Source organism: Microbacterium wangyouchuni (genome assembly GCF_054072595.1).
Window position 1 is genome coordinate 481,785 of record NZ_JBSVRM010000002.1, and the last position, 25,640, is coordinate 507,424.

At 64.0% G+C, this 25,640-nt stretch carries 23 protein-coding genes; 17 read left to right on the forward strand and 6 right to left on the reverse strand.

What is annotated here, in order from left to right; all coding sequences use genetic code 11:
- Positions 1–5 precede the first annotated feature (5 nt).
- From infB to ACW5CM_RS05015, 3 genes are all read left to right on the forward strand, one after another.
- Positions 6–2,744, forward strand: coding sequence for a translation initiation factor IF-2 (gene infB / locus ACW5CM_RS05005; protein ID WP_457124342.1), 2,739 nt, complete (start codon positions 6–8; stop codon positions 2,742–2,744).
- Positions 2,745–2,804: 60 nt separating this feature from the next.
- Positions 2,805–3,233 carry a 30S ribosome-binding factor RbfA gene (gene rbfA / locus ACW5CM_RS05010; RefSeq protein WP_438253665.1) on the forward strand — a complete coding sequence of 143 codons (429 nt, stop codon included), beginning with the start codon at positions 2,805–2,807 and terminating at the stop codon, positions 3,231–3,233.
- An 84-nt stretch (positions 3,234–3,317) separates the two neighbouring features.
- Entirely contained in the window at positions 3,318–5,528 is a 2,211-nt protein-coding gene (locus ACW5CM_RS05015) for a helix-turn-helix transcriptional regulator (protein ID WP_457124343.1), read from the forward strand.
- 7 nt (positions 5,529–5,535) lie between these two features.
- On the opposite strand, the gene ACW5CM_RS05020 is transcribed toward ACW5CM_RS05015, so the two are convergent.
- Positions 5,536–6,435 carry an HhH-GPD family protein gene (locus ACW5CM_RS05020; protein ID WP_457124344.1) on the reverse strand — a complete coding sequence of 300 codons (900 nt, stop codon included), beginning with the start codon at positions 6,433–6,435 and terminating at the stop codon, positions 5,536–5,538.
- A 57-nt stretch (positions 6,436–6,492) separates the two neighbouring features.
- Positions 6,493–6,726 carry a hypothetical protein gene (locus tag ACW5CM_RS05025; protein ID WP_439254768.1) on the reverse strand — a complete coding sequence of 78 codons (234 nt, stop codon included), beginning with the start codon at positions 6,724–6,726 and terminating at the stop codon, positions 6,493–6,495.
- On the opposite strand from ACW5CM_RS05025, the gene ACW5CM_RS05030 reads away from it, so the two are divergent.
- The 7 genes from ACW5CM_RS05030 (at position 6,707) to ACW5CM_RS05060 (ending at position 13,443) form a co-directional block, all read left to right on the forward strand.
- Positions 6,707–7,159, forward strand: coding sequence for a hypothetical protein (locus ACW5CM_RS05030; protein WP_457124345.1), 453 nt, complete (start codon positions 6,707–6,709; stop codon positions 7,157–7,159). The two genes, ACW5CM_RS05025 and ACW5CM_RS05030, sit on opposite strands and share 20 nt — an antisense overlap.
- A 44-nt stretch (positions 7,160–7,203) precedes the next feature.
- On the forward strand, positions 7,204–8,097 hold the full coding sequence (gene truB / locus ACW5CM_RS05035; RefSeq protein WP_438253670.1) for a tRNA pseudouridine(55) synthase TruB: 894 nt from the start codon (positions 7,204–7,206) through the stop codon (positions 8,095–8,097).
- On the forward strand, positions 8,094–8,462 hold the full coding sequence (locus ACW5CM_RS05040) for a hypothetical protein (protein ID WP_438253671.1): 369 nt from the start codon (positions 8,094–8,096) through the stop codon (positions 8,460–8,462). Before truB ends, ACW5CM_RS05040 begins: the two co-directional genes overlap by 4 nt.
- A gap of 73 nt (positions 8,463–8,535) precedes the next feature.
- Positions 8,536–8,928 (forward strand): hypothetical protein, encoded by a 393-nt coding sequence (locus ACW5CM_RS05045; RefSeq protein WP_438253715.1) that lies wholly within the window; start codon positions 8,536–8,538, stop codon positions 8,926–8,928.
- Positions 8,925–9,881 carry a bifunctional riboflavin kinase/FAD synthetase gene (locus ACW5CM_RS05050; protein ID WP_439254766.1) on the forward strand — a complete coding sequence of 319 codons (957 nt, stop codon included), beginning with the start codon at positions 8,925–8,927 and terminating at the stop codon, positions 9,879–9,881. The genes ACW5CM_RS05045 and ACW5CM_RS05050 overlap by 4 nt, the downstream gene beginning before the upstream one ends.
- A gap of 184 nt (positions 9,882–10,065) precedes the next feature.
- Positions 10,066–12,207, forward strand: coding sequence for a DEAD/DEAH box helicase (locus ACW5CM_RS05055; RefSeq protein ID WP_438253673.1), 2,142 nt, complete (start codon positions 10,066–10,068; stop codon positions 12,205–12,207).
- 207 nt (positions 12,208–12,414) lie between these two features.
- Positions 12,415–13,443 carry a 6-phosphofructokinase gene (locus ACW5CM_RS05060; RefSeq protein ID WP_438253674.1) on the forward strand — a complete coding sequence of 343 codons (1,029 nt, stop codon included), beginning with the start codon at positions 12,415–12,417 and terminating at the stop codon, positions 13,441–13,443.
- 121 nt (positions 13,444–13,564) lie between these two features.
- On the opposite strand, the gene ACW5CM_RS05065 is transcribed toward ACW5CM_RS05060, so the two are convergent.
- Both ACW5CM_RS05065 and ACW5CM_RS05070 read right to left on the reverse strand, forming a co-directional pair.
- Positions 13,565–14,533, reverse strand: a complete 969-nt coding sequence (locus tag ACW5CM_RS05065) for a putative endonuclease domain-containing protein (protein ID WP_438253675.1) — start codon at positions 14,531–14,533, stop codon at positions 13,565–13,567.
- 242 nt (positions 14,534–14,775) lie between these two features.
- Complete coding sequence (locus ACW5CM_RS05070; protein WP_457124346.1) at positions 14,776–16,872, reverse strand: S9 family peptidase; 2,097 nt, start codon at positions 16,870–16,872, stop codon at positions 14,776–14,778.
- A gap of 152 nt (positions 16,873–17,024) precedes the next feature.
- Between ACW5CM_RS05070 and ACW5CM_RS05075 the strand changes: the two genes are divergently transcribed.
- From ACW5CM_RS05075 to ACW5CM_RS05085, 3 genes are all read left to right on the forward strand, one after another.
- Positions 17,025–18,368 carry an inorganic phosphate transporter gene (locus ACW5CM_RS05075; RefSeq protein ID WP_457124347.1) on the forward strand — a complete coding sequence of 448 codons (1,344 nt, stop codon included), beginning with the start codon at positions 17,025–17,027 and terminating at the stop codon, positions 18,366–18,368.
- Positions 18,365–18,700, forward strand: coding sequence for a peptidase (locus ACW5CM_RS05080; RefSeq protein ID WP_457124348.1), 336 nt, complete (start codon positions 18,365–18,367; stop codon positions 18,698–18,700). The genes ACW5CM_RS05075 and ACW5CM_RS05080 overlap by 4 nt, the downstream gene beginning before the upstream one ends.
- 81 nt (positions 18,701–18,781) lie before the next feature.
- Positions 18,782–20,242 carry an aspartate ammonia-lyase gene (locus tag ACW5CM_RS05085; protein WP_457124349.1) on the forward strand — a complete coding sequence of 487 codons (1,461 nt, stop codon included), beginning with the start codon at positions 18,782–18,784 and terminating at the stop codon, positions 20,240–20,242.
- 42 nt (positions 20,243–20,284) lie between these two features.
- Here the strand turns inward: ACW5CM_RS05085 and ACW5CM_RS05090 are convergent, their stop codons facing one another.
- Positions 20,285–21,154 (reverse strand): fumarylacetoacetate hydrolase family protein, encoded by an 870-nt coding sequence (locus ACW5CM_RS05090; RefSeq protein ID WP_457124350.1) that lies wholly within the window; start codon positions 21,152–21,154, stop codon positions 20,285–20,287.
- Positions 21,155–21,215: 61 nt separating this feature from the next.
- Between ACW5CM_RS05090 and ACW5CM_RS05095 the strand changes: the two genes are divergently transcribed.
- The 3 genes from ACW5CM_RS05095 (at position 21,216) to ACW5CM_RS05105 (ending at position 23,722) form a co-directional block, all read left to right on the forward strand.
- Positions 21,216–22,427 (forward strand): PrsW family intramembrane metalloprotease, encoded by a 1,212-nt coding sequence (locus ACW5CM_RS05095; protein WP_438253681.1) that lies wholly within the window; start codon positions 21,216–21,218, stop codon positions 22,425–22,427.
- 230 nt (positions 22,428–22,657) lie between these two features.
- Entirely contained in the window at positions 22,658–23,026 is a 369-nt protein-coding gene (locus ACW5CM_RS05100) for an FKBP-type peptidyl-prolyl cis-trans isomerase (RefSeq protein WP_438253682.1), read from the forward strand.
- A gap of 141 nt (positions 23,027–23,167) precedes the next feature.
- Positions 23,168–23,722, forward strand: coding sequence for a YceI family protein (locus tag ACW5CM_RS05105; RefSeq protein ID WP_438253683.1), 555 nt, complete (start codon positions 23,168–23,170; stop codon positions 23,720–23,722).
- A gap of 26 nt (positions 23,723–23,748) precedes the next feature.
- On the opposite strand, the gene ACW5CM_RS05110 is transcribed toward ACW5CM_RS05105, so the two are convergent.
- A complete protein-coding gene (locus ACW5CM_RS05110; protein ID WP_439255041.1) occupies positions 23,749–24,975 on the reverse strand; it encodes an MFS transporter in 1,227 nt (408 codons plus the stop codon).
- Positions 24,976–25,185: 210 nt separating this feature from the next.
- Here ACW5CM_RS05110 and rpsO point away from each other — a divergent pair, with 210 nt between their 5' ends.
- Positions 25,186–25,455, forward strand: coding sequence for a 30S ribosomal protein S15 (gene rpsO, locus ACW5CM_RS05115; protein WP_439254758.1), 270 nt, complete (start codon positions 25,186–25,188; stop codon positions 25,453–25,455).
- The last annotated feature ends 185 nt before the right edge of the window (positions 25,456–25,640 follow it).

Sequence of the window (25,640 nt, forward strand, 5' to 3'; positions counted from 1 at the left end):
GAATTGTGGCTGCCAAACCACGCGTACACGAGATTGCCGCTGAACTCGGCGTCGACAGTAAGTTCGCACTCGCGAAATTGAAGGAAATCGGCGAATTCGTCAAGAGTCCTTCTTCCACCATCGAGCCGCCCGTGGCTCGTAAGCTCCGTGCTGCCATTGAGGCAGACGCGGCAGCGAAGCCCAAGGCTGAAGAAAAGCCCGCTGCGGCAAAGGCGACTGACGCCAAGTCCGGTGCGGCCAAGCCCGGCCCGAAGGCTCCGACCCCTGGGCCCAAGCCCGGCCCGAAGCCGAAGCCCGTACCTGAGCCTGCTCCTGCGGAGCCCGCACCCGCGGCACCGGAAGCAGAAAAGCCTGCCGCGGCTCCCGCGCCTGCAGCAGACAACCCTGCTGACGGCGATGCAGCACCCAAGCCCGGCGCACCGCGACCGGGCAACAACCCGTTCTCCTCGTCGCAGGGTATGGGACAGCGTCCGGCCGGCCCACGCCCCGGAAACAACCCCTTCGCCTCAGCGCAGGGCATGGGACAGCGCCCGACTCCGGGCAACATTCCTCGCCCGCAGGCTCCGCGTCCTGGCGCTCCGCGCCCGGGAGCACCTCGTCCCGGCTCTCCCCGTCCCGGCGCCCCTCGTGGCGGTCAGGGCGGTCGTCCCGGTGGTGCACCGTTCCAGCAGCGTCCTGGCGGTCCCGGTCGTCCCGGTGGTGCAGGTCCCGCAGCTGGGCCCGGCGCACGTCCAGGCGGCGGCTTCGCAGGTCGCCCCGGTGGCGGCGGTGGCCGTGGCCGTGGACCTGGCGGCGGAACCGCAGGTGCCTTCGGTAAGGGTGGCGGCAAGTCCAAGCAGCGCAAGTCGCGTAGGGCGAAGCGGCAAGAGTTTGAAATGCGGTCTGCACCGATCGTCGGTGGCGTCAACGTCACCCGCGGCAACGGTGAGATCATCCGCATGCGCCGCGGCGCTTCGATCGCAGACTTCGCTGACAAGATCGAGACGCTGACCGGCTACACGGTTCAGCCAGGAACCCTGGTGACGATCCTCTTCAACCTCGGCGAGATGGCTACGGCCACCGAGTCGCTGGATGAGGCGACGTTCGAGGTTCTCGGTGTCGAGCTGGGCTACAAGATCCAGATGGTCTCGCCCGAGGATGAAGACAAGGAGCTCCTGGAGGGCTTCGGTCTCGACCTGGACAAGGAGCTGGAGGAGGAGAGCGAGGACGACCTCGAGATCCGCCCGCCAGTGGTCACGGTCATGGGTCACGTCGACCACGGTAAGACCCGCCTTCTTGACGCGATTCGCAAGACGAACGTCATCGAGGGTGAGGCCGGTGGCATCACCCAGCACATCGGTGCGTACCAGGTCTGGACCGAGCACGAGAACATCGAGCGCGCGATCACCTTCATTGACACCCCGGGTCACGAGGCGTTCACCGCCATGCGTGCTCGTGGTGCGCAGGTCACCGACCTCGCAATCCTGGTGGTTGCAGCAGACGACGGCATCATGCCGCAGACGGTTGAGGCGTTGAACCACGCCCAGGCCGCCGGCGTCCCGATCGTTGTCGCGGTGAACAAGGTTGACAAGCCGGCAGCGAACCCTGCCAAGGTGCGTCAGCAGCTCACCGAGTACGGTCTGGTCGCAGAGGAGTTCGGTGGAGACGTCATGTTCGTCGACGTCTCGGCACGCCAGGGCACCGGTATCCAGGAGCTCCTGGACGCTGTGCTGCTCGTCGCTGACGCAGGTCTTGACCTGACGGCGAACCCGAACAAGTCTGCTCGTGGTGTCGCCATTGAGGCGAAGCTCGACAAGGGCCGTGGATCGATCGCAACAGTGCTCATCCAGTCGGGAACCCTGCGCATCGGTGACTCGATCGTGGCGGGAACCGCTTATGGCCGCGTCCGCGCCATGCTCGACGAAAACGGCGATGCAGTCGAAGAGGCTGCACCGTCGCGCCCGGTGCAGGTGCAGGGTCTGAACTCCGTGCCTCGTGCCGGCGACGTCTTCATCGTCACTGAGGAAGACCGCATGGCACGTCAGATCGCTGAGAAGCGTGAAGCCGTTGAGCGCAACGCTCTGCTGGCGAAGGCGCGCAAGCGCATCTCGCTTGAGGACTTCACCCGTGCACTCGAAGAGGGCAAGGTCGAAACGCTCAACCTCATCATCAAGGGTGACGTTTCTGGTGCTGTTGAAGCGCTGGAGGAGTCGCTGCTCAAGATCGAGGTCGACGACACGGTCCAGCTGCGCATCATCCACCGTGGTGTTGGTGCAGTGACCGAGTCCGACGTGAACCTGGCGACGATCGATAACGCGATCATCGTTGGATTCAACGTTCGCCCTGACCCCAAGGCTCGTGAAGCTGCGGCGCGTGAAGGTGTGGATGTCCGGTTCTACTCGGTCATCTACTCCGCGATCGACGAGATCGAGAGCTCCCTCAAGGGCATGCTCAAGCCGGAGTTCGAAGAGGTCAAGTCGGGTGTCGCCGAGATCCGCGAGGTGTTCCGCTCCTCGAAGGTCGGCAACATCGCCGGTGTCATCGTCCGCTCCGGTACGATCACGCGTAACGCCAAGGCTCGTGTCATCCGTGACGGTGTCGTACTCGCCGACGGCTTGGCCATCGAGTCGCTGCGTCGCTTCAAGGACGACGTCACCGAGGTTCGTACCGACTACGAAGCCGGTATCGGTCTGGGTAAGTTCAACGACATCCAGATCGGCGACGAGATCGAGACCACAGAACTGGTCGAGAAGCCTCGCGGCTGATCTGATCGATTGATGAGGGGCGCCTGCGGGCGCCCCTCATTGCTCACCAAGGAGAAGGAAATGGCTGGAGAACGACAGGCGCGTCTCGCGGACCGCATCCGCGTCATCCTCGCGGAACGCCTTGACAAGGGGCTGCGTGATCCGCGGTTGGGTTTCGTCACGATCACGGATGTTCGCGTCTCGGGTGACCTGCAACACGCATCGGTCTTCTACACGGTGCTCGGAACAGAGGAAGAGCGCGTTTCCAGTGGTGCAGCCTTGGCTTCTGCCACAGGCATGCTGCGCAGCGAAGTTGGCAAGCATCTCAACACTCGTCTCGTGCCGACGCTGGAGTTCATCGCGGATGCTCTGCCGGAGAACGCCGACAACATCTCCGCTCTGCTGCGCGAGGCGCGGGAACGCGATGCCGAGGTGGCCAAGCTCGCCGCCGGCGCAAAGCACGCCGGTGAAGCTGACCCGTATATGAACGACGAAGACGACAACAGGTAGTCATTTTCGGCTCTCTGCTACCCTGATCCCGGTTACTGGCGCTCCAGCGTCAAACAGAAGATCGGTGTTCAGTGGGGAGAGCCGATGCCCGAACTCGCGGTGGTGGCGATCAGCGCGCCCGCGGCGAGCAACGACCTCCGTGCGCTGGTCAATGGCGTTTCTGCACAGTTACTCTCGCATGGACTCGCGGTAGCACCGCACGTCACAGCGCACCTGCTCAACCAGCTGAACGGCGATCCGGCTACCGTGATCGCGGTCGCGCAGCAGCTGACGCCGGAACAGCGCACCGGTCAACGGATGCTTCCGCAGCCGCTCCCGCTCGTGCCCCTCGTGGAGGAGCTGTTCGCTTCGCTGGATCTGGCTGCCACGAACTTCCGTTCGCTGCTGCTCGCGGCACTGTGCACCGATGATCGACTCGACCTCGTACTCGCTGCTGGTGACAGCAATGCCGACGAGGTGCTCACCGGTGTGCTGGCGCAGCATCTGACCATAACCTCCGGTCGATTCGCATTCGCCGACGATCGCTTTGCGCTCTGGATAGAGGCCACCGCCTCTCAAGCGGATCGTGCTCACGCGCATGAACTGCTCGGCCGGGTTCATCAACAGCTTGGCGAGGAGCTGCAGGCCAATTGGCACATCGCACGTGGTGCGATCGAGCGCACACCTGCCGTCGTCGAGATCCTGCTGAGTGCTGCGCGACGGGAAGCCGATTCCGGGCAGGTCGAGCGTGGGTTTCGGCTGGCGGCGGAAGCTGCGGATCATGCCGTGGGAGCACAGGCTGACGCCGCGCGGCTGGTCGCGGGAAGCGCGGCTTTGGGCGCCGGATGCATGCACGAGGCGGCCGATTGGCTCGGAAGCGTTTTCCCCACAGGAGCTGCTGACTACCCGACCGGAGCGCTGGCGCCACTGCTGATCGCTGAGTTGGGCGCCCACGGTGTGATGCCCGTGCTCGAACCGGCCGAGTACCGGCCGCGCACCGATGATGCGCAGCAGTGGCAGCAATGGGCGCGTGCGGCGGGAGTGGCAGCCATTTTCTGCGCGGAACGCCGTGAGATCTCAGCGATGCGCGGATGGCTCGCAGAGCTACGAGACGCCGATGCCCGAGCCGACGCGGGCGGGGAGATTCGTGACTGCGCTGTTTCGCTGTGCTGGATGCTCAGCGGCGAGGCTGAATCCAAGCAGTCAGCTCCGGCGGGCGCATTCTCCCGTTGCATGGTCGAAGCGCTGCGTGCGGCATTGGACGGCGACATCGATCGCGGATTGCAGTTCATCGCGAGAGCGAGAACGCGTCTTGATGATGAGGTGGATCCGCTGCTGGCTGGGCTCGAGCACAGTCCGGTCGTGGATGCCTACCTGGCCGTCACAGAAGTGCTGCTGCTCTTCTGGCGCGGCGACATCACCACCGCGCTGGAGCGGTTCGCCGCGGCAGCGGTGCAGGCACCGGTGGGAATCGCCTTCGCCGGGCTCGGCCCCGCATTGGCGCAGCGGCTCGATATCGCGGTGCTCGGAACCCCGGAACCGCTGACGCAGTCGCTCGTGCACACCCTTCCGGTCGGAAATCGCATCGACGGGCTGATCAGTGCCGGTCTGGAGGCGTATCTGGCTGGCGAAACTGCCGTCGCAGCGATGCAGGCCACCCTCTGGCACGACCGTGGCGCGCCGGAGCATCCATTGGCACTTCCTGGTCTTGATGAGGTCGGCCCCGTGACGGAGCGATCGCATGTAGAGCCCCCAGACTTGGCCGCCGCTCGTGGGCTGCGCCGACGCATCCGCTTGCTGCCGGAATCGGGATGGCGACGTGAATGCGCAGAGATTGCCGCAGCAGCGCGGGAGCTGCAGTCGCCGTTCGCGCGTGCGCGCGTCGAAGCGATGCTGGGTTCGGCAAACATCACGCGCGGCGATACGCGCGCGGGCACCCGGTTTCTCCGCACCGCCTGTCAGCTGTTCGATGATGCCGGCGCCGATGCCTGGCTTGCGGCTACCCGGGAGCGGCTGCGCCGCGCGCATACCTCCGGTGAGGTCGCAGGGCACATCGAGACAGCGCCACTGGCGATCATCGACCACATCGATCCGCTCGATGCGAGCCGGACGGCATGGGAGCCGCTGCTGACAGAACGAGAGCTCGAGGTGGCGATGCGCGTGGTTCAGGGAGCGACCAACAGAGAGATCGCCGATGAACTCGACGTTTCGGTGCGTACCGTCGAGGTGCACGCCGGACGCGTATTCAGCAAGCTCGGCGTGCGCAAGCGCGTCGAGCTGACCCTGCTCGCGCACCGGACGGCGCGGCACTTCTGATCGGGGTTCAACGCGGGAGCCGCAGCATCCCGTCCACGGCCTCGACCAGGCCGTCCGCGATCAGGGAGTCGATCGCCCGGTCGCGCTGTGCGGGCTCGCCCCAGTCGTGGATCACCGAATCCAGGAGCAGGGTATTGTCGTGTGCTGCTCGCAGCGACTTGAGCACAGCGCCGCGGGCCTGACGGTCCGAGCCCTCGTATCGGGCCTGGCGCGGCCGATCGTCACCGGTGTCGGGATACCCGGACGCCGCCCAAGCGCACTGGGCCAAAATCGGGCACTGTGCGCATTTCGGTGTCCGAGAAGTGCACACGGTCGCGCCGAGTTCCATCATTGCGGCGTTGAAGATCGCCGAATGTTCTCGATCTGTCGGCAACAACTCTGACATCGCGGTGAGGTCGCGGCGCGCGGCAGCGCCGGGCTGCGACTTGCCCTCGAGCGCGCGCGCCATGACGCGCCGGGTATTCGTGTCGACGACCGGATGATGATCGCCATAGGCGAAGACCGCGACTGCGCGAGCGGTGTAGTCGCCGATTCCGGACAGAGCGAGAAGAGCATCCACATCGCGCGGAACCACACAGTCATGGCGTTCGGTGATCTCGATCGCCGCACGATGCAGCCAAAGCGCGCGTCGAGGATAACCGAGATTCGACCACTGCTGGACAACCTCTGCCGGCGTGGCCTGGGCCATCCGAGCAGGCGTCGGCCAGCGTTCCAACCACGCCTCGAGGTGCGGAATCACCCGAGAAACCGGTGTCTGCTGCAGCATGAACTCGCTGACCAGCGTGCCCCAGGCACCGAACTGCTCATGAAACTGAGGGCGGCGCCAGGGCAGATCTCGAGCATTGTCGCGGTACCAGTGTGCAAGTACCGGCGCCACGGTCAAGGGGGGTGTCGAGATTGCAGCCACCTCGTTAGCCTAGGCGGAGCGTTCCGACGCGGACGCAACCGTCGGCTTCCGGGAGGTTCACATGCCGCGCAGATCGACTGCACTGATGGCGATCGGCATGCTATCGGCGCTCATTCTCAGCGGATGCGCCTCGGCGCCTCCGGAAGCACCAGCCCCGTCGTCTCCGCCGCCGTTACCTCCGCCCTCGTCAGCACCTCCGACCTCGTCCTCACCCAATCCTTCGCCGGCGCCGGAGACACCGGCGATCGATCCAGAGGACCCGTCCACCTGGTTGATCAGCGAGCTGGGCATCGGCCCCATCGACACCGGCGCGGACTTCGCCGCCACACTGAGCGAGCTGCCGGCGACCTGGACCAATGATGACCACTGCTCCTGGGCTGCGTGGTGGAACGCCTCCGACAGCTCGTACAGCGTGGACTTCGTTCGGCGGACAGAGTCGGAGCAGGAACCCATCGTGCTCGTGTCGACATCCGCGGCCGACCCGATCACCCCGGGTGTGGGGCCGCGCACCGGAGAGGGGCTGGGGATCGGCTCGAGCAAGGATGAGGTGCTGTCCCAGCATCCGGATGCCGTCGCCGGGCAAGCGCAGATCGGTGAAGGGACCTGGCTGGGCGTGCCGACCGCAGGTGCGACGATCTTCTTCGAGTACTACACCGCGACCGACCAGGCGAATGCGGTTACGGTGACCACGCTGGAAACACCGCCGTACGAGGTGTGCGGCTGAGGGAGCGTCCGCGCGCGTGCACCAACCATCGATAGGCTTGAGGGATGGTCTCGTCGGGCATTCTTCTCGTTGATAAGCCCGGTGGGCTCACCAGTCATGACGTCGTCGCTCGCACGCGTCGTGCTTTCGGAACCCGCAAGGTCGGGCACGCCGGAACCCTGGACCCGATGGCCACGGGGTTGCTCGTGATCGGTATCGAGGGCGCAACCCGTCTGCTCACCTACATCGTGGGGGCGGACAAGACCTATTTCGCGACGATCCGGCTCGGGCAGAGCACGACAACCGATGATGCAGAGGGCGAGGTCACCGCCACTGCTGATCCGGCGTCCGTTGCTGCCATCACCGAGGTGCAGCTCACCGCCGGCATCGCAGCGCTCTCCGGCGATATCTCGCAGGTACCCAGCACCGTCTCGGCCATCAAAGTCGATGGCCGACGCGCCTACGACCGAGTTCGGGCCGGTGAAGACGTCCAGCTCAAAGCGCGGGCGGTGACCGTATCGCGCTTCGAGATCCTCGCGCAGCGTGCCGGCGACGGTGTCATCGACCTCGATGTGGTGGTGGACTGCACATCGGGCACCTACATTCGCGCGCTCGCGCGGGATCTGGGGGAGACGCTCGGAGTGGGCGGACACCTCACCGCACTGCGCCGCACCCGAATCGGACCGTTCGACGTGACGGATGCTGCGCTGCTGGATGACCTTGCAGATGCTGAGCCGCTGACGCCGGCGGCTGCGGCCGCACAGATTCTGCAGCCGCTGGATGTCTCGGCTGAGCAGGCGCGAGATCTCAAGCACGGCAAGCGTCTGGCGGATGAGGCATCCCGACTGGCGGGAACCTTTGCTGCGGCGATCGATCCTGACGGTCACCTGGTCGGCATCGTCGAAAAGCGGGGGAAAGACCTGAAAAGCGCAATGAACATGCCGGAGGAGATCCGATGATCCTGTGGTTCACGATCGTTCAGATCATCGTCGCCGTCGCCGCCGGACTGTTCTGTGTCGTGGCGGGGATGGCAGGGCGCCGACCGAGCGATTACACGGTCGGGGCGCTCGCTCTGATCGAGGTGCTGCTGATCGCCCAGATTGTGGTCGGGATAGTCGCGCCGTTGGCAGGCAACCCGCCCACCGGCGATCTGCTCGAGTTCTGGGTGTATCTCGTGTCCGCGGCACTGGTGCCGATCGGGGGAGTGCTGTGGGCGCTGCTGGACCGGAGTCGGTGGAGCACGGTCATCCTGGGGGTCGCAGCATTCGCTGTTGCCATCATGCTCTGGCGGATGGAAGTGATCTGGACGATTCAGATCGGGTAGGCGGCGGCGCTGGGCACGGATTCGCGCGGATAAGATGGACGATGCTATGAGCATCACCGAAACTCGCACACAGATGACCGGCATCGGTCGAGTCCTCGTCATCGTCTACGCCGTGATGGCGCTTGCCGCCACCGGTCGCAGTTTTGTCCAGATCGTGCGCAGCTTCGCAGAGGCACCGTTGGCGTACTCGCTCTCGGCGCTTGCGGCTGTCGTGTACATCCTGGCGACACTTGCGCTCATTCTTGCGGGCCGGCGCGGATGGTATGCAGTCGCGTGGATTGCTATCGTCTTCGAGCTCGTCGGCGTCCTCGTCGTGGGCAGCCTCAGCATCGCACTGCCCGAGCTGTTCCAGCACGATTCGGTGTGGTCGGTGTTCGGGCGCGGATACCTGTTCATCCCGCTTGTTCTTCCGCTCTTCGGCATCTGGTGGCTGCGCACCCACAAGCCGGCGACGGTGTCCGCATGATCATCTTCCGCGACCCGCATGAGGTTCCCAGCGATTTCGGACGTTCAGCCGTAGCTATCGGCAAATTCGACGGGGTCCACGCCGGTCACCGTGCGGTCATTGAGCGGCTCAAGGCGGATGCAGCGGAATCGGATGCCCGTTCGGTCGCTGTTACCTTCGACCGCAACCCGCTCGAGCTGCTGCGCCCCGAACTGTGCCCCGAGAACGTCGTCACAACGGAACGCAAGCTCGAGCTGCTGGGCGAACTCGGTCTGGATGCCACACTCATGCTGACCTTCGATCAGGCGCTCGCCTCGCGTTCGGCCGAAGACTTCGTCGAGGAGATCCTGGTCGGCGCTCTGCGCGTGTCCACCGTGCTGGTGGGCAGCGACTTCCGCTTCGGACACCGCGGCGCCGGCACGCCAGACCTGCTGCGCGAGCTCGGGCCGAAGTTCGACTTCACCGTCGATGTCGTCGAAGACGTCTTCCTCGACGAATCCGAGCGTCGAGTGTCCTCCAGCTGGATCAGAGAGCTGCTCGTTCACGGAGAGGTCAGAGCCGCATCCGATGTGCTCGAGCGTCCGGTCGATGTTCGCGGCGTCGTGGTGCACGGGCTCAAGCGCGGACGAGAGCTCGGTTTTCCGACCGCGAACCTCTCTGAGATCGTGGGAGCCCTCGTTCCTGCGGACGGCATCTACGCTGGCTGGCTCGTCGATCACGACACCGGACTTCGCCACCCCGCGGCGGTGTCGGTCGGTACGAACCCCACATTCGACGATGTGCTGGTCCGCCAGGTCGAGGCGCACGTGCTCGACGAGGACTCGCTCGATCTGTACGGCCACGATGTGACAGTCGAGTTCATCGAGCGTCTGCGGGGGATGGTCGCATTCGACGGTGTTGAGGCACTTATGGGGCAGATGGCTGCCGACGTTGTCGCTGCGCGCGCGCTGCTGACGGGGGAAGTACGCGCCTGAGGATGCGCGGCTCTGCGCTTTTTTGCAGTTATGGCGTAAACTAAAGCCAGGTCCTCTTCGGTCGAGCGCTCACAGCGCCCCGATACGGACCAGACAGCATCCGCACGGTCCTGGCTCACGCCACACGCGGACTAGGCACGGATCGTCTCGAACGATGATTCGGTTTTTCACGCTCAGGAGGAGCATGCCGACTACGGCAACCGCCGCAACACGGCGCAAGAAGACGTCTCGCAAACTCGACGAGGCTCCGCTGATCCCGATTCTCGCGCGCAAGGTGCGCGAGATCGAAGCCAAGGCTCAGCGAGGCAAGCTCGGACCCACCAATCGGGTGAAGTTCCAGGTCATCGCATTCCTGGTGCGCGAGGAACGTGCGCGCGTGAAGACCGATGCCGCATTCAGCGACTCGGCACGTGCAGAGCTGCTCAAGCGACTTGATGGCGTGGCGACGATTCTGGCGAAGACCGCCGCTCGGGACACCTCGTTGATCCAACTGCTGGAAGCTGACCAGGCCACCAGCCCCGTCGCCAAGCGGATGCGCCGTGACTGGTTGCTGGAATCCGGTGCCGAACTTGCTCCGGAAGAGTTGATCATCACCGATGCCGCCCCCGTGCAGGCTCCGGTTGTTCCGGCAGCTCTGGCCGAGCGGCAGGTGATCCCGGAGGCTGTCGAGTCCCGGCAACTCGCCAACCCGTTCCTCGCGCCGGATCTGACCCCCCGCAGCACCACGACCGTCCGCCGCCGGCTGGATGGCTGGGAGCTCATGGGACCGCTCTACAAGGCATTCGAAACGGGTGCCGGTGGATCGGCAGCGACGATGGAGCTTCCGCCCGTACCGGAGTACGACCACATCTCGCCCAAGGGGCTCGAGGTGATGGTGCACCAGTCGCGATTCCTGGAATCCGTCCGCGCCGGCCACCGCAGCTTCCTGCTCGCCGATGAGCCGGGGCTTGGAAAGACCGCGCAGTCTGTGCTCGCGGCATCCATCGCGAATGCTTACCCGCTGCTGGTGGTCGTCCCGAACGTTGTGAAGATGAACTGGGCGCGCGAGGTGGAGCGGTGGACACCGCAACGCCGGGCGACAGTGATCCAGGGCGACGGCACTGACATCGATGCCTTCGCCGATGTGTTCATCGTGAACTACGAGATCCTCGATCGACATTTGGCGTGGCTGGGCTCGATCGGGCTTCAGGGCATGGTTGTCGATGAGGCGCATTTCATCAAGAACCTCTCGTCGCAGCGTTCTCAAAACGTATTGTCGCTGGCGACGCGTGTGCGCGAGCGCACGCGCGACCCGCTGATGATGGCACTCACGGGTACGCCGCTGATCAACGATGTCGAAGACTTCGACGCTATCTGGCGCTTCCTCGGTTGGACCACGGGAGACAAGCCCGGACCCGAGCTGATGAGCAAGCTGGATGACACGGGGCACACCCCGGCGGACAAAGCGTTCTATCCGGAAGCCCGGGATGCCGTCATTTCGATGGGCATCGTGCGGCGGAAGAAGAAGGATGTCGCAGCCGACCTGCCAGACAAGCTCATCGCGGATCTGCCTGTGCAGCTCGACGACGAGTTCGGTCGCAGCATTCGCCAGGCCGAGCGTGAGCTGGGGGAGCGACTGGCTGCCAAGTACCGGCGCATCATCGAGGCGCGTGGAGATCGTTCCCAGAGCCTGTCGCCGGGAGAGATCGACGAGGACATCGTCCGTCTGGTCGCACAGGGCGAGCTCGAGGATTCCCAGGCTGCCGGTACCGGTGGAGACAACGTCTTCACGATGGTTCGCAAGATCGGCCAGGCCAAGGCGATGCTCGCCGCCGACTACGCTGCGCAGCTGCAGCGCTCGGTGGGCAAAGTCGTGTTCTTCGCCAAGCACATCGATGTTATGGACCGGGCTGAGGCGCACTTTGCCGCATCCGGCATCCGCTATGTCTCGATCCGTGGAGATCAGACGACGTCGACGCGTCAGCAGGCGATCGACGACTTCAACGGCGATGAGAGCGTTGGCATTGCGGTGTGTTCGCTCACCGCGGCTGGCGTCGGGCTGAATCTGCAGGCCGCATCGAACGTGGTGCTCGCGGAGCTGAGTTGGACCTCGGCCGAGCAGACACAGGCAATCGACCGGGTGCACCGCATCGGCCAGGACGAGCCGGTCACCGCATGGCGCATCATCGCCGCGCACACGATCGACACGAAGATCGCCGAGCTGATCGATCAGAAGCAGGGGCTCGCAGCACGAGCGCTGGACGGCGAAGCAATCGATGTGGCGGCAAGCGAGCCGGTACAGCTGGCAGCGCTCATGCACCTGCTCAGGGAGGCCCTCGCGGCATAGCCTCGACGGTGCGCAAGAATCATGTTTCTTGCAACGGTTTCTGCGATTTTTCTGCGCATGTGTGGAAGAACTGTTAATCAGCGGATATCGTCGCTCAAGATCTGCGATTCTCATCACGCTCGGAATGGTGCCGGACCGTGATGCCCACTAGGGTCGAGAGTAGGCAATGGTGCCCGTCCCACTCCCGAAACCTCTGAAGGCATCAGCATGAAGATCGGTATTCTCACCAGCGGCGGCGACTGCCCCGGACTCAACGCGGTCATCCGCGGCGTCGTGCTGAAGGGCACCACCAGTTACGACCTCGAGTTCGTCGGTATCCGGGATGGATGGCGCGGCGTCGTCGAAGGCGATTTCATGCCGCTCACCCGGCATGAGGTAAAAGGCTTGTCCAAAGTTGGTGGGACGATTCTGGGCACCAGCCGCACCAACCCTTACGAGGGTGACCGCGGCGGGGCAGAGAACATCGCCAAGACGCTGTACGGCCACAAGATCGACGGCATCATCGCGATCGGCGGCGAGGGAACCCTGGCCGCAGCCGATCGCCTGTCGAAGGACGGTATCAACGTCCTGGGCGTTCCCAAGACCATCGACAACGACCTGCGCGCCACGGACTACTCGTTCGGCTTCGACACCGCGGTGAACATCGCCACCGATGCGATGGATCGCCTGCGCACGACCGGGGATTCGCACCAGCGCTGTATGGTCGCAGAGGTCATGGGTCGCCACGTCGGTTGGATCGCGCTGCACGCCGGAATGGCGGCCGGTGCGCACGTCATCTGCATTCCTGAGGTGCCGATGTCGATCGACGAGATCGCGGCACTCGTCAGCAGCGCTCATGATCGTGGACGGGCTCCGCTCGTTGTCGTTTCGGAGGGCTTCACGCTCAAAGGAATGGACGAGGCTTTCAGCGACAAGGGAATGGACGCCTTCAACCGTCCGCGCCTGGGCGGCATCGGAGACCAGCTTGCCCCCGAGATCGAGCGCATCACCGGCATCGAAACCCGCGCGACGATCCTCGGTCACATCCAGCGCGGCGGGTCGCCATCCGGTTTCGACCGCGTCCTGGCGACACGTCTGGGCTTGCATGCGGCGGATGCGATCGTCGACGGTGCCTGGGGACAGATGGTCGCCATGAAGGGCACCGACATCGTGCGGGTGCCGTTCGAAGAGGCGCTGGGCGAGCTGAACACCGTGCCTCAGTACCGCTACGACGAAGCGGCCGCCCTGTTCGGTTGATCGTGTCACAGTTGCTGCGGGCGCAGCGCTCATCCACGCACATCTTCTGTGACGCGGCAGCTGCGTGCGTGACACAAGCTGCGGGTGTTGAGGCGTTGCACACGCAACTTCTGTGACGGGGCTATGCCCGGCCGGGGCGCCAGCCGGCGTTGAACAGGGCGCGTGCGGCCTTGTCTATCGCGATCTGAGGATCCGGGCGCATATGGTGACTCAGCACGCGTACATGATCCCATCCTGATGCACGGATCGCGTCCCAGCGGTCTGCATCCTTCGCGAATTGCGCGTTGTTCTCTGCATGAACGCGGCCATCATGCTCCACTGCCACGCGGTAGCGAGGAAATGCGAGATCCAGGCGAGCGACGAACCTCCCGGCGTCGAAAATGTCCAGATTCAACTCCGGTTCGGGCAATCCAGCCCGCATGAGAAGAAGCCGTAGGCGGGTCTCCTCCGCGGTTTCTGCGCCTGCACGGGCGGCATCGAGCGCCCGCGCAAGCCTGCCGCCAGGCAGATCGCCGGCTTCAGCGATCTCCTGGCGCAGATCGTGGATGCTCAGAAGACGTCGGCGCGGCAGAATTAAGTTGTCTGCGGCGACGATGACGTCGTCGACGGACCAGTTCATTGCCGCTTGGCGCCACATCCGGGCCGGATGCTCGATGGGCACGTCATCGACCATCCACCGATTCGGCGCGCGCTGTTGCAGTCGGTGCCCGATCACGCCATGTCGCCGCGGTTGCCCGGCCGGTCGCCGCGCTGACACATGGAGCGAGCGTTCCTCGGCTCTTGTATAGGGGAGCGGCACGCTGATAAGACCGAGCCCGGTCTCATGGCTGAAGAACTGATCGGGAGTCAGCGCGAGAGCGAACTTTCCTGCACGTTCGAGCATCTCCGTGTCGAGCCGTTGCAATCGCTGCGCGGTGGTCTCGGCATCCGCAACCGGCGGCTTTATGATCAGGGCCGTGCGGACACCGCGAGTAGGCGTGCTGAGATCCTGCGCACGCAGTCGTGAGGCGGACACTCCCTCGGATCGAGCATCCGCGGTGGAGAACGCCCGATTCTGAAGTCGGTCTGGGAGCGGAGCACGCCTGTTCATCGCATCAGCACACCGCAATCACTGCACGCTCCATCACAAGAATTCCACGTTCTGTGGACTGTTCGAGCGATTGAGTGACGGTGCAGAAGATGTCGTTCCCGCGGGTGGATGTCACAGAAGAGGTGAGTGTTGCGGCACGTGCCCGCACCTTCTGTGACGCGACCAAGACGCACGTCTCAGAAGGTGCGGGCTTCCGTAGCGCGCACCGACGACTTGTGTAACGTGCGCCGCGCCGCGGCGACTCAGCTGACGCCGAGGGTGTCGAGCAGCCAAGCAAGTTCGAAGGCGCGTTCCTTCCACGAGTTGTAGCGACCGCTGACTCCGCCGTGGCCCGCGACCATCTCGCACTTCATCAGCACGTCGGATGCCCCGGCCTCCCGCAGCCGCTGCACCCATTTGGCCGGCTCCACGTACAGCACGCGGGTGTCGTTCAACGAGGTCATCGCGAGGATGCGCGGGTAGGGGGCACCGTCGCGGACGTTCTCGTACGGTGAGTACGACTTCATGTACTCGTAGACGTCGGCGTTGTGGAGCGGATTGCCCCATTCGTCCCACTCGATCACGGTGAGCGGCAGCTCCGGATCGAGGATTGATGTCAGCGGGTCGACGAAGGGAACGGATGCCAGAATCCCGGCGAAGCTCGACGGTGCAAGATTCGCCACTGCGCCCATCAGGAGGCCACCGGCGCTCCCGCCCTCGGCCACCATCTTGTTTGCGGTAGTCACTCCGGCATCGATCAGATGCTCGGCGCATGCCACGAAGTCGGTGAAGGTGTTGCGCTTGTTCAGCATCTTGCCGTCTTCGTACCAGCCGCGCCCCATCTCGCCGCCACCGCGCACATGCGCAACAGCGAAGATGATCCCGCGGTCGAGTTCAGAAAGACGTGCCACCGAGAAACCGGGGTCGATGGAGTGCTCGTATGAGCCGTATCCGTACAGGTGCACGGCCCGAGGCTCGTCGCCCGGCTTCCCGAATGAGCGCTTCCACACCATCGAGATCGGCACTCGGGTGCCGTCCGAAGCCGTAGCCCACGCGCGAGCCTGGTCGTAGTGCGCAGGGTCATAGCCCCCCAGCACGGGCTGACGCTTGCGCAGCAGCAGGTCGCGCGTTGTCAGATCCAGGTCGTACACCGTGCCCGGCGTGACGAACGAGGTGTATCCCAGGCGCAGGAATGGTGCGTGCCACTCCGGGTTGCCGCCGACGCCGGCCGAGTACAGCGGTTCTTCGAAGGCCAGCTCCTCGACCGCATCCGTGGCATAGTCGAGCAGACCGACCTGCTCGAGGCCATCACGGCGGTATTCGACGGTCGCGAAGTCACGGAAAGCATCCATCCCCAGCAAGCGCCGGCCCGGCTGATGCGCGATGACGACGCGTCGCTCTCCTTGCGGATCGGATGCCGCCACCGAGACGAGCTCGAAATCGAGGGCATCCTGATTGTGGAGGATGAACAGCCTGTCTTCACCGTCGATGATCGCGTGATCGATCGAATACTCGACGCCCTCGTTGCGTGCCCAGACGAGCCGCGGCTGGGCGGTGATCTCGCCCTCGAGGTCGACCAGATACTCCTCGCTGGTGATACTGGAGCCGACGCCGATCACCAGGTACCGGCGGCTGCGAGTGATTCCCGCGCCCAACCAGAACCGCTCGTCGGGCTCATGGAACAGCTGCACATCCGAATCGGTCGCCGTTCCGAGCCGGTGCAGCCACAGCGTGTCCGGACGCCAGGAATCATCCAGCGTGGTGTACAGAATTCCGGTGCCATCCGGGGTGAAGAACGCGCCACCGGTGTTCGGGATCTCATCCGAAAGCACCGTGCCGGTGCTGAGATCGCGCACGTGCACTGTGTAGCGCTCATCACCGGTGAAGTCGGTCGACCAGAGCAATTTTGTGGCGTCATCCGAAACCGCGAACGATCCCAGCGAGAAGAAGTCGTGACCGGATGCCTCGACATTGCTGTCCAACAGGATCTGCTCGCCCGGGACCGCCACGCCGGGGGCGAGGTTCGGGGGAGTCCAATCGTCGGCGGTCGCCGCAGCGCGGCACTGGATGCCGTACTGCGAACCCTCTTCCGTACGACCGTAATACCACCAGTCGCCGCGGCGGGTTGGAACAGACAGGTCTGTCTCCAAGACCCGGGCCTTGATCTCTTGGAACAGCGTCTCGCGCAGGGGAGCGAGATGCGCGGTCTGTTCATCCGTGTGGGCGTTCTCGGCCTCGATATGCGCGATGACTTCGGGGGAGTCCTTCTCCCGCAGCCACTCGTACGGATCCTCGAACTGATCCCCGTGATGGGTGCGGATATGGGCGCGGCGGGCGGCGATTGGAGCGTTGGTCACCATCCCACGCTAGTCGGTGTCGAGTTGACCGATACCAACGAGGGTGCGAGGATTTACCGGGGCCGGTTAACGGAACACAAACCCACGGTGAACTCTTCGTTCACCACGTCGATCTCGTCGGCAGTTCCCTTCCTCGTCAAACCCGAAAGTAAACGGTGGAAACCGCAGTCCTCATTGTCGTGCTGGTCATCGTACTGGCGCTCTTCTTCGACTTCACTAACGGCTTTCATGACACCGCGAATGCGATGGCGACCCCCATCGCGACCGGTGCTCTCAAGCCCAAGACCGCAGTGCTCCTGGCAGCGGTCCTCAACCTGATCGGCGCTTTCCTCTCCACAGAGGTCTCAAAGACCGTCTCGCACGGCATCATTAACGAGAGCGCCATCCTGGATTCTGGTGCCGAGCTGTTCCTCTCGGTGATCTTCGCCGGCCTGATCGGTGCGATCACGTGGAACATGCTCACCTGGTTGCTGGGCCTGCCCTCCAGCTCCTCGCACGCCCTGTTCGGCGGTCTGATCGGTGCCACACTTGTGGGCGTCGGCTTCGGTGGGATCGATTTCGGGATGGTGCTGTCGAAGATCGTGCTTCCGGCACTGATCGCACCGCTGACTGCGGGAATCATCGCGCTTCTCGCGACGAAACTCGCCTATTCGATCACACGCCGCTACGACGGCAAGCCTGACGGTCGCGACGGATTCCGCTGGGGACAGATCTTCACATCATCCCTGGTCGCGCTTGCGCACGGCACCAACGATGCGCAGAAGACAATGGGTGTTATCACCCTCGCACTCATCACCGTCGGCTGGCAGAGTTCCGACCACGCCGATCCGTATCTCTGGGTGATCATCGCCTGTGCTGTCACGATCGCCCTCGGTACCTACCTGGGCGGTTGGCGCATCATTCGCACGCTCGGCAAGGGACTCACCGATGTGAAGCCTGCTCAGGGCTTTGCCGCAGAGAGCTCGACCGCAGCGACGATTCTCGCCTCCAGCGCTCTGGGCTTCGCACTTTCCACCACTCAGGTCGCTTCGGGCTCTGTCATCGGCTCTGGCCTGGGCCGGCGTGGCTCGACGGTTCGCTGGCGGACCGCGGGACGCATTGCGATCGGTTGGCTACTGACGCTTCCCGCCGCAGCGGCGGTTGGCGGACTTGCCGCGCTGCTGGTCGTTTGGCTCGGCAACTGGGGCGTGGCCATTGACGCCGTGCTCGCGCTGGTGATCATCATCGGGCTCTACCTGCGCTCGCGTCGCAACGCCGTGACGTCTGAGAACGCCATGAGCGATGTGGCCGAGTCCGGTCACGCGATCGAGCTTCCGGATTCGCCGCCCCCCACGCGTCGACAGCAGCGGGTGGCGCAGGCCAAGGCTGAGGCGAAGGCTCGAGCTGAGGCTAAGGACAAGGCCCGGGCCGAGGCCAAGGCCAAGCGCAAGAAGAAGTCCAAAGCTGCGAACTCGGCGACAACGCCTGAAACGAGCACGAAGGCTGAGGCAGCCGAATGAACGTCATGATCAACTGGCTCGCATTCCTGCAGGTCTTCGCGGCTGCTCTGGTCGGCGCGGCGGCCGTCGTCACCTTTTACGCCTTCGGGCTCCGGCTGCTGGTTCGATCAGGACGTGCCCCGGTGGTGACACCTGTCGAGTTCACCGATGCCATCACCGTGATCTCTGAGAAAGAAGCCAGGCGGGCTGCCAAGCAGGCTGCGAAGGCGGCGAAAAAGAATCCGTTGACCGAAGCGCAGAAACGGCTTTCCCTGTACGGGGCTTACGCGTGCTTCGCCATCTGCGCAGCCGCTGTGATCGCTGGCATCCTCATCATCGTCATCGGACACTGAGTCGCACCTGGGTCGGATCGCTCCGGGATGCATAGACTGGGAACATCCCGATCTATCCGCCACGACCCACAAGGATGTGACATGGCTTCTGCCGCGCCGACCGCAACCCGCACCGAGACTGACTCTCTCGGAAGCATGGAGATTCCCGCCGAGGTTTACTGGGGCATCCATACCGCCCGGGCTGACGCGAACTTCCCGATCGCCAAGCGACCGATCTCGGTGTATCCGGATCTGGTGCGAGGCCTCGCGATGGTCAAGCAGGCCAGTGCCAGAGCGAATAAGGAGATCGGTGTTCTCGACGCCGAGCGGGCCGGTCTCATCGACGCCGCAGCGCAACGGGTGATCGACGGAGAGTTCCACGATCAGTTCACGGTCGGTGTGATTCAGGGCGGGGCCGGCACCTCGACGAACATGAACGCCAATGAGGTCATCACCAACATCGCGCTCGAGATGGCGGGGCGCGACAAGGGCGACTACGCGTTCCTCGGACCGATCGATCACACCAACCGCAGCCAGTCCACGAACGATGTCTATCCGACGGCGATCAAGATCGGCCTATCGCTGAACCTTCGCTCGCTCCTGGAAGAGCTCGACCTTCTTCGGCGTTCTTTCCTCGGGAAAGCGGGCGAGTTCCACAATGTGCTCAAGGTCGGTCGCACGCAGCTGCAGGATGCTGTGCCGATGACGCTGGGTCAGGAGTTCCACGGCTTCGCCACCACACTGGGGGAGGACCAGGAACGCCTCGCCGAGAACGCAAAGCTCATGTTCGAGATCAACATGGGTGCGACGGCGATCGGTACCGGGATCACCACGCATGCGGGCTACGCACCGGCCGTGCTCAAGCACCTCCGTGAGATCTCCGGATTGGACCTGTCCACTGCCACGGATCTCGTGGAGTCCACGAGCGACACAGGCGCATTCATGTCGTTCTCATCGTCGCTCAAGCGCAATGCGATCAAGCTCTCCAAAATCTGCAACGACCTGCGACTTCTGTCTTCCGGCCCGCAGGCCGGCCTGGGAGAGATCAATCTCCCCGCCAAGCAGGCCGGATCCAGCATCATGCCAGCGAAGGTGAACCCGGTGATCCCGGAAGCGGTCAACCAGGTCGCTTTCGCCGTGGTCGGTGCCGATATGACCGTCACGATGGCGGTGGAGGCCGGTCAGCTGCAGCTCAATGCCTTCGAGCCCGTAATCGCGCACTCGATCTTCCAATCGATCACCTGGATGCGCCAAGCCATGTGGACGCTCCGCGTCAATTGCGTCGATGGAATCACGGCGAACGAAGACCGTCTGGGAGCCATGGTCGGAGCATCGGTCGGAGTCATCACCGCGCTGACCCCGTTCATCGGCTACGCGGCAGCGGCCGCTTTGGCCAAGACCGCCCTGCTGACGAACCGCAACGTTGCCGACCTCGTGGTCGAGGCTGAGCTGATGTCGCGTGAAGAGGTTACCAAGCAGCTGTCGCCGGCACGTCTTTCTGGTCTTGAGGCTGTGACCTCGGCGATCCCGATCGTCCTGCCCGAGGACATGATCCAGATCTGAAGCCGGCTCGGTTCCGGGCGATTCCGTCCGGAACCGGACCGCTCAGTCGGTGATGCGGCAGTGCGTCGTCAGCTCGCCGATGCCGTCGATGCCGACGGTGACAGTGGAACGATCACGCAGGAAGATCTGCGGATTGCGCGAGTATCCGGCGCCCCCGGGGCTGCCGGTTGAGATGAGTGCCCCCGGCAGCAGCGTGATCGACTGTGACAGGTGCGCGATGAGCGCAGCGACGGAGCGCACCATCTGCCCGGTCGACGCGTCCTGCACGGTGTGTCCGTCCACAACTGTCCAGATGTGCAGCTTCTGCGGGTCAGGGACCTCATCCGCGGTCACGGCGTACGGGCCGGTCGGGGTGAAGCCGTCGAATGACTTGCATCGCGACCACTGGGCCTCGGCAAATTGGATGTCACGGGCGGTGATGTCGTTTACGACTGTGTACCCCCAGACATGATCGAGCGCGTCTGCCTGGTCGACGTTCTTGGCAGGCCGACCGATCAGCACGCCGAGTTCGGCCTCGTAGTCGATGGATTCGCTCAGGCTGCGTGGCCACTGGGTGGTGGCGTCGTGCCCGGTGAGCGAGTTCGGCCACAGCGTGAACACCGTCGGCGCGGTGTCTGTCTTCAAGCCGAGTTCGCTGGAGTGCGCGGCGTAGTTCAGTCCGATTGCAATCACCACGGGCGGATTCAGCACGGCGGATGCGAAAGAATGCTCGGCGAGTGGATGACGTGGGGCGCTGCCGCGGCCGAGCGCTGCGCGAAGTTCGCTCAGCAGGTCATTTCCGCCCTCGATGAGCTCCTGCAGTGTGCGAGGGGCGGAGGAGAGAAGATCGGCGACCAGAATGGCCTCGGAGTCCTCAACGACTGCGAGTTGGACGTCGGTGCTGTCGGAACGACGCAGATGGGCGAAGCGCATGGTCACTACGCTACCGGTCAGCGATGCGGGCAGGGCTGAACAGTTCCCTTAGGCTTTTGCTATGACATTCGGAGGACCGGCACAGCCGCAGTACACACCGCCGGCTCAGCAATCGCCGTATGCCTCCGCACTTGCGCAGCCCACAGCATACGCGCCGCCGGCCCCGGTGGCACCGGCAGCACCGGCGCTGCCAGAGCTGCCTGTGCCGACCAAGCACGGGCGCAGCGTTTCGATCTGGTTGTTCGGCGTGCTCGGCTTCGTGCTGGTGGTGCTGGTCGGCTACTTCGTGTGGGCGCTGGGGGCGGCGGCATCCGGAGTCGGCCTCATCCTCGCTGTCATTCCGCTCACCATCGTATTTCTCGGCGTTCGCATCATCGATCGGTGGGAACCGGAGCCGAAGTCGCTCATCGCCTTTTCCATCGCCTGGGGTGCGATCGCGGCCGTCGGCATCACACTGCTCGTCGATATCGGTATCACCCTGTTGCTCGGGCTGAACTCCGCAGGATTCTCTGCGGTGGTGCAGGCGCCGATTGTTGAGGAGCTCGCCAAGGGCCTCGGGGTCTTCCTCGTGTTCGTGATCGGCAGGCGGGCTTTCGACGGTCCGGTGGACGGTGTCGTGTACGGGGCGCTGGTCGGCGGTGGATTCGCCTTCACCGAGAACATTCAGTACTTCGCGATCAGTCTGATCGAGGGCGGTGGAGCGGATCTCACAGTGTCGTTCGTGATGCGGGGGCTGATGTCGCCGTTCGCGCATGCGATGTTCACCGCTCTGACCGGTTTCGCGATGGGGCTTGCTGCGCGCCGGCACGCGTCGACGGGGGCGGTGCTGAGCGCGGGGCTTCTGGGGATCGTCGGGGCCATGGTTCTGCACGCGTTCTGGAACGGTTCGGCGATGTACGCAGACTTCTTCCTGCTGTACATCCTGCTGCAGGTACCGCTTTTCATCGGCTTCATCCTGGTTGTCGTCGCGCTGCGCAAGGAAGAGGCTCGTCTGACACGGGAACGACTCGGCGAATACGCCGCAGCGGGCTGGTTCACCCCCGAAGAGGTGACGATGCTGGCAACACCTGCCGGACGCAAGGTCGGACTCCACTGGGCGGCTTCGCTGAATGGTGATCGACGTCCGTTGATGAAGCGGTTCATCAAAGACTCCACGGCGCTGGCGGCTGTTCGTCAGCGTGCGCTGACCGGGCGAGATGCCTTGGCCGCGGACGATGAGCGTGCGCTACTGATGCGCATGCGTGCGACGCGTGCCGCGTTACTGGAGTACTGAGAGATCGACGGGGTGAGAATTTGACCCCGAGCAACACTCAACGCCCGGTGCTGCGGCGATGCCTGCGAGTCTCCCGGGCGCTGAGTTGATCTGAAACCAGCATGCGCCGAGCCCTCAGGAAAGTCAAGAGACTCTGGGGCGCCGATTCGACACTGTGGCGTCGCCAGATGTTCGCTCTCAGCTGGTGTCTTCGCGTTGACCGAGCAGGGGCGCTCCGGTTTGATGGAACCATGACTGATCGCACAAAGCCCGAGTTTGACGCCCCTAGCGGCCCCGCCCCGGCAGAGCTCGCAATCCGTGACCTGATCGAGGGGGATGGTGCCGAGGCGAAGCCCGGCGATACCGTGACCGTCCATTACGCCGGAGTCGAGTTCGACTCCGGTGAAGAATTCGACTCGTCCTGGGGTCGTGGCGAAACGATCCAGTTCCCTCTGCGCGGTCTTATCCAGGGCTGGCAGGACGGTATCCCGGGTATGAAGGTCGGCGGACGGCGCGAGCTGGTCATTCCGTCGCACCTGGCCTACGGCCCGGCCGGATCCGGTCACTTCCTCGCCGGCAAGACACTGATCTTCATCATCGACCTGGTTGCCGTCGGCTGACGCACCCGCTGAGATATGCCCCCGTCTGGTTCGCCGGACGGGGGCATTACTTTTTTTGAGAGATTCGGAATATATGCGACTGCATAGGAGTTGTCGCTTTGTGAACGTCACGAGACGGACCCGATTCTTGAGGAGAACCACATGAGCAGCATCGACATCCCCGGCTACCGCGCAGGCACCTGGATCCTTGACCCCTCGCACAGTGAGGTCACCTTCAGCGTTCGGCACATGATGATCTCGAAGGTGCGCGGCAGCTTCGGCATGAAGAGTGCAACGCTGGTTGCGCCGGAGAACCCGCTTGAGGCTCAGGTCACCGCGAGCGTGGATGTCACCTCGATTGACACCAACGACGAGGGGCGTGATGGTCACCTCCGCTCAGCCGACTTCTTCGACACCGATGCCTACCCGACGATGGAGTTCGTTTCCACCGGTGCCCGGGCCGATAACGGCGACTTCTTCATCGACGGTGACCTGACGATCCGCAACGTCACCAGGCCGGTCAGCTTCGCGTTTGACTTCGGCGGCTTCGGTCAGGACCCGTACGGCAACTACAAGGCCGGCGCATCCGCCACGACCACGATCAACCGCGAAGAGTTCGGCCTGACCTGGAACGCCGCTCTTGAAACGGGTGGCGTGCTCGTCGGCAAGGACGTCACCATCACTCTCGACCTTCAGGGCGCACTGCAGCAGGACTGATCACGATTCAGAACCCCGGGCCTGATTTACGGCTCGGGGTTCTCTGCGTCGTAGTCGCGGAATCGTGGCGCCAGGCGAACGAGCATCGCCACCAGTACGATCACGATGAATCCGCCCAGCAGCGGCGGAAACCACAGGCTCGTGAGCGTTGCGAGCGTGCCAGCGTACAGGGCACCGACGCGCGGCCCGCCAGCCACGACGATGATGAAGATGCCCTGAAGACGGCCCCGGATGCTGTCCGGAACCGACGATTGCATCATCGTGCTGCGATAGATCGAACTGACGTTATCGCAGGCGCCGGATGCTGCCAGCGCGATGCACGCGGCGATGAGCAGCCCGACGTTGACCGTGGTCTCACTGGCCGCGGGCATCCACACTCCGATGAGCAGGACCGCGCCGAACGCGAGGATGGAAGCTCCGTAGGCCTGAATCGCGCGCTGGATGCCGCGGCCGTGCCAGCGGTACCGCACGATGCGGCCGGAGAACAGACTCGACAGGAACGTTCCGGCTGCAACAGCAGCGGTTAACGTGCCGGTTGTCACGGGGCCGCCTCCCAGGAGAAGGGTTCCGAGGGCGGGGAACAGCGCGAGGGGTTGGCCGAACGTCATCGCAACGATGTCGAGGATGTACTGCATCCGGATGTTCTTGGCGCGCTGGAGGAATCGCCATCCGTCGACGAGAGAGGCAAGGCCCGGTCGAACGATCGTGCCCTCCGGCCGCAATGCTGGCAGAGTCCACAGGCCCATGAACATGGCGAGCATGAGAACCACGTCGATTGTGTACGTCCACCCGTAGCCGGTTGTAGCGACAAGAACCCCAGCGAGCGCGGGACCAGCCATCACCATGACACCGATGGTGATGCCGTTGAGTGCGGATGCTGAAGCCAGCAGTTCGCGGGGAATCAGGCGCGGGATGATTGCCATCCGAGTGGCCATACCGACGGAGTTTGCTGCCGCGTTGATGGCGCTGAGCGCGTACAGCCACCAGATGGTCTCCAGTTCCGTCCAGGTCAACGCTGCGAGCAGGACCGTGGAGGCGAACGTGATGGTGGCTGCGACCAGTGCGACGCGGCGGCGATCGAATGCGTCGGCGAGCATTCCGCCGTACAGCCCCGCAAAGATCATCGGCACAAGGCCGGTCACCGCGACCATGGAGACGGCGAAAGTGCTTCCGGTGAGCTCGAATACGTGCAGCATGATCGTGACGAGGGTGAGCTGGCCGCCGAGCCCGGCAAGGGTGGACCCGGCCCACATCCTGGTAAAGGCGCCGCTTGCGCGAAACGGTCGCAGATCGATCAAGGCGTTGTGCACCAGATGAGGCTATCCGGGAATGATCGCCGGTGTCGGGGGAGTGTTCTTCGGGCTGGTAAGCTGTACAGGTTGCCGTTTGATCGGCCGCGGATAAAGAGAGCCCACGCATCAGGCGTCGGGCGCCGCGCAGTGAACTGAAAGGGGATCCCATCTATGGCACTCGAATCTGACGCTAAGAAGGCGATCATGGAAGAGTACGCGACGCACCCCGGTGACACCGGATCCCCCGAGGTGCAGGTTGCAATGCTGACGCAGCGCATCAAGGACCTCACCGAACACCTCAAGGACCACAAGCACGACCACCACTCGCGTCGTGGCCTGTTCCTTATGGTGGGTCAGCGCCGTCGTCTGCTCGGCTATCTCCAGGACACCGAAATCGCACGTTACCGTGCGCTGATCGAGAAGCTTGGACTGCGCCGATAACGCACCAGCGTTCAATCGCACTTCTTCCGAAGGCCGCCCCAGGTGTGGGGCGGCCTTCGTCGTTCATCCTCGGGCCACGAGAAACGTCTTGCCGCATGAAACTTGGGTTGTGATGTCTCAGGACATTGGTGACGGTTGTGTCTCAGGACATCGGTAACGCTTCTTGCTGATTTGGTGGTGACACT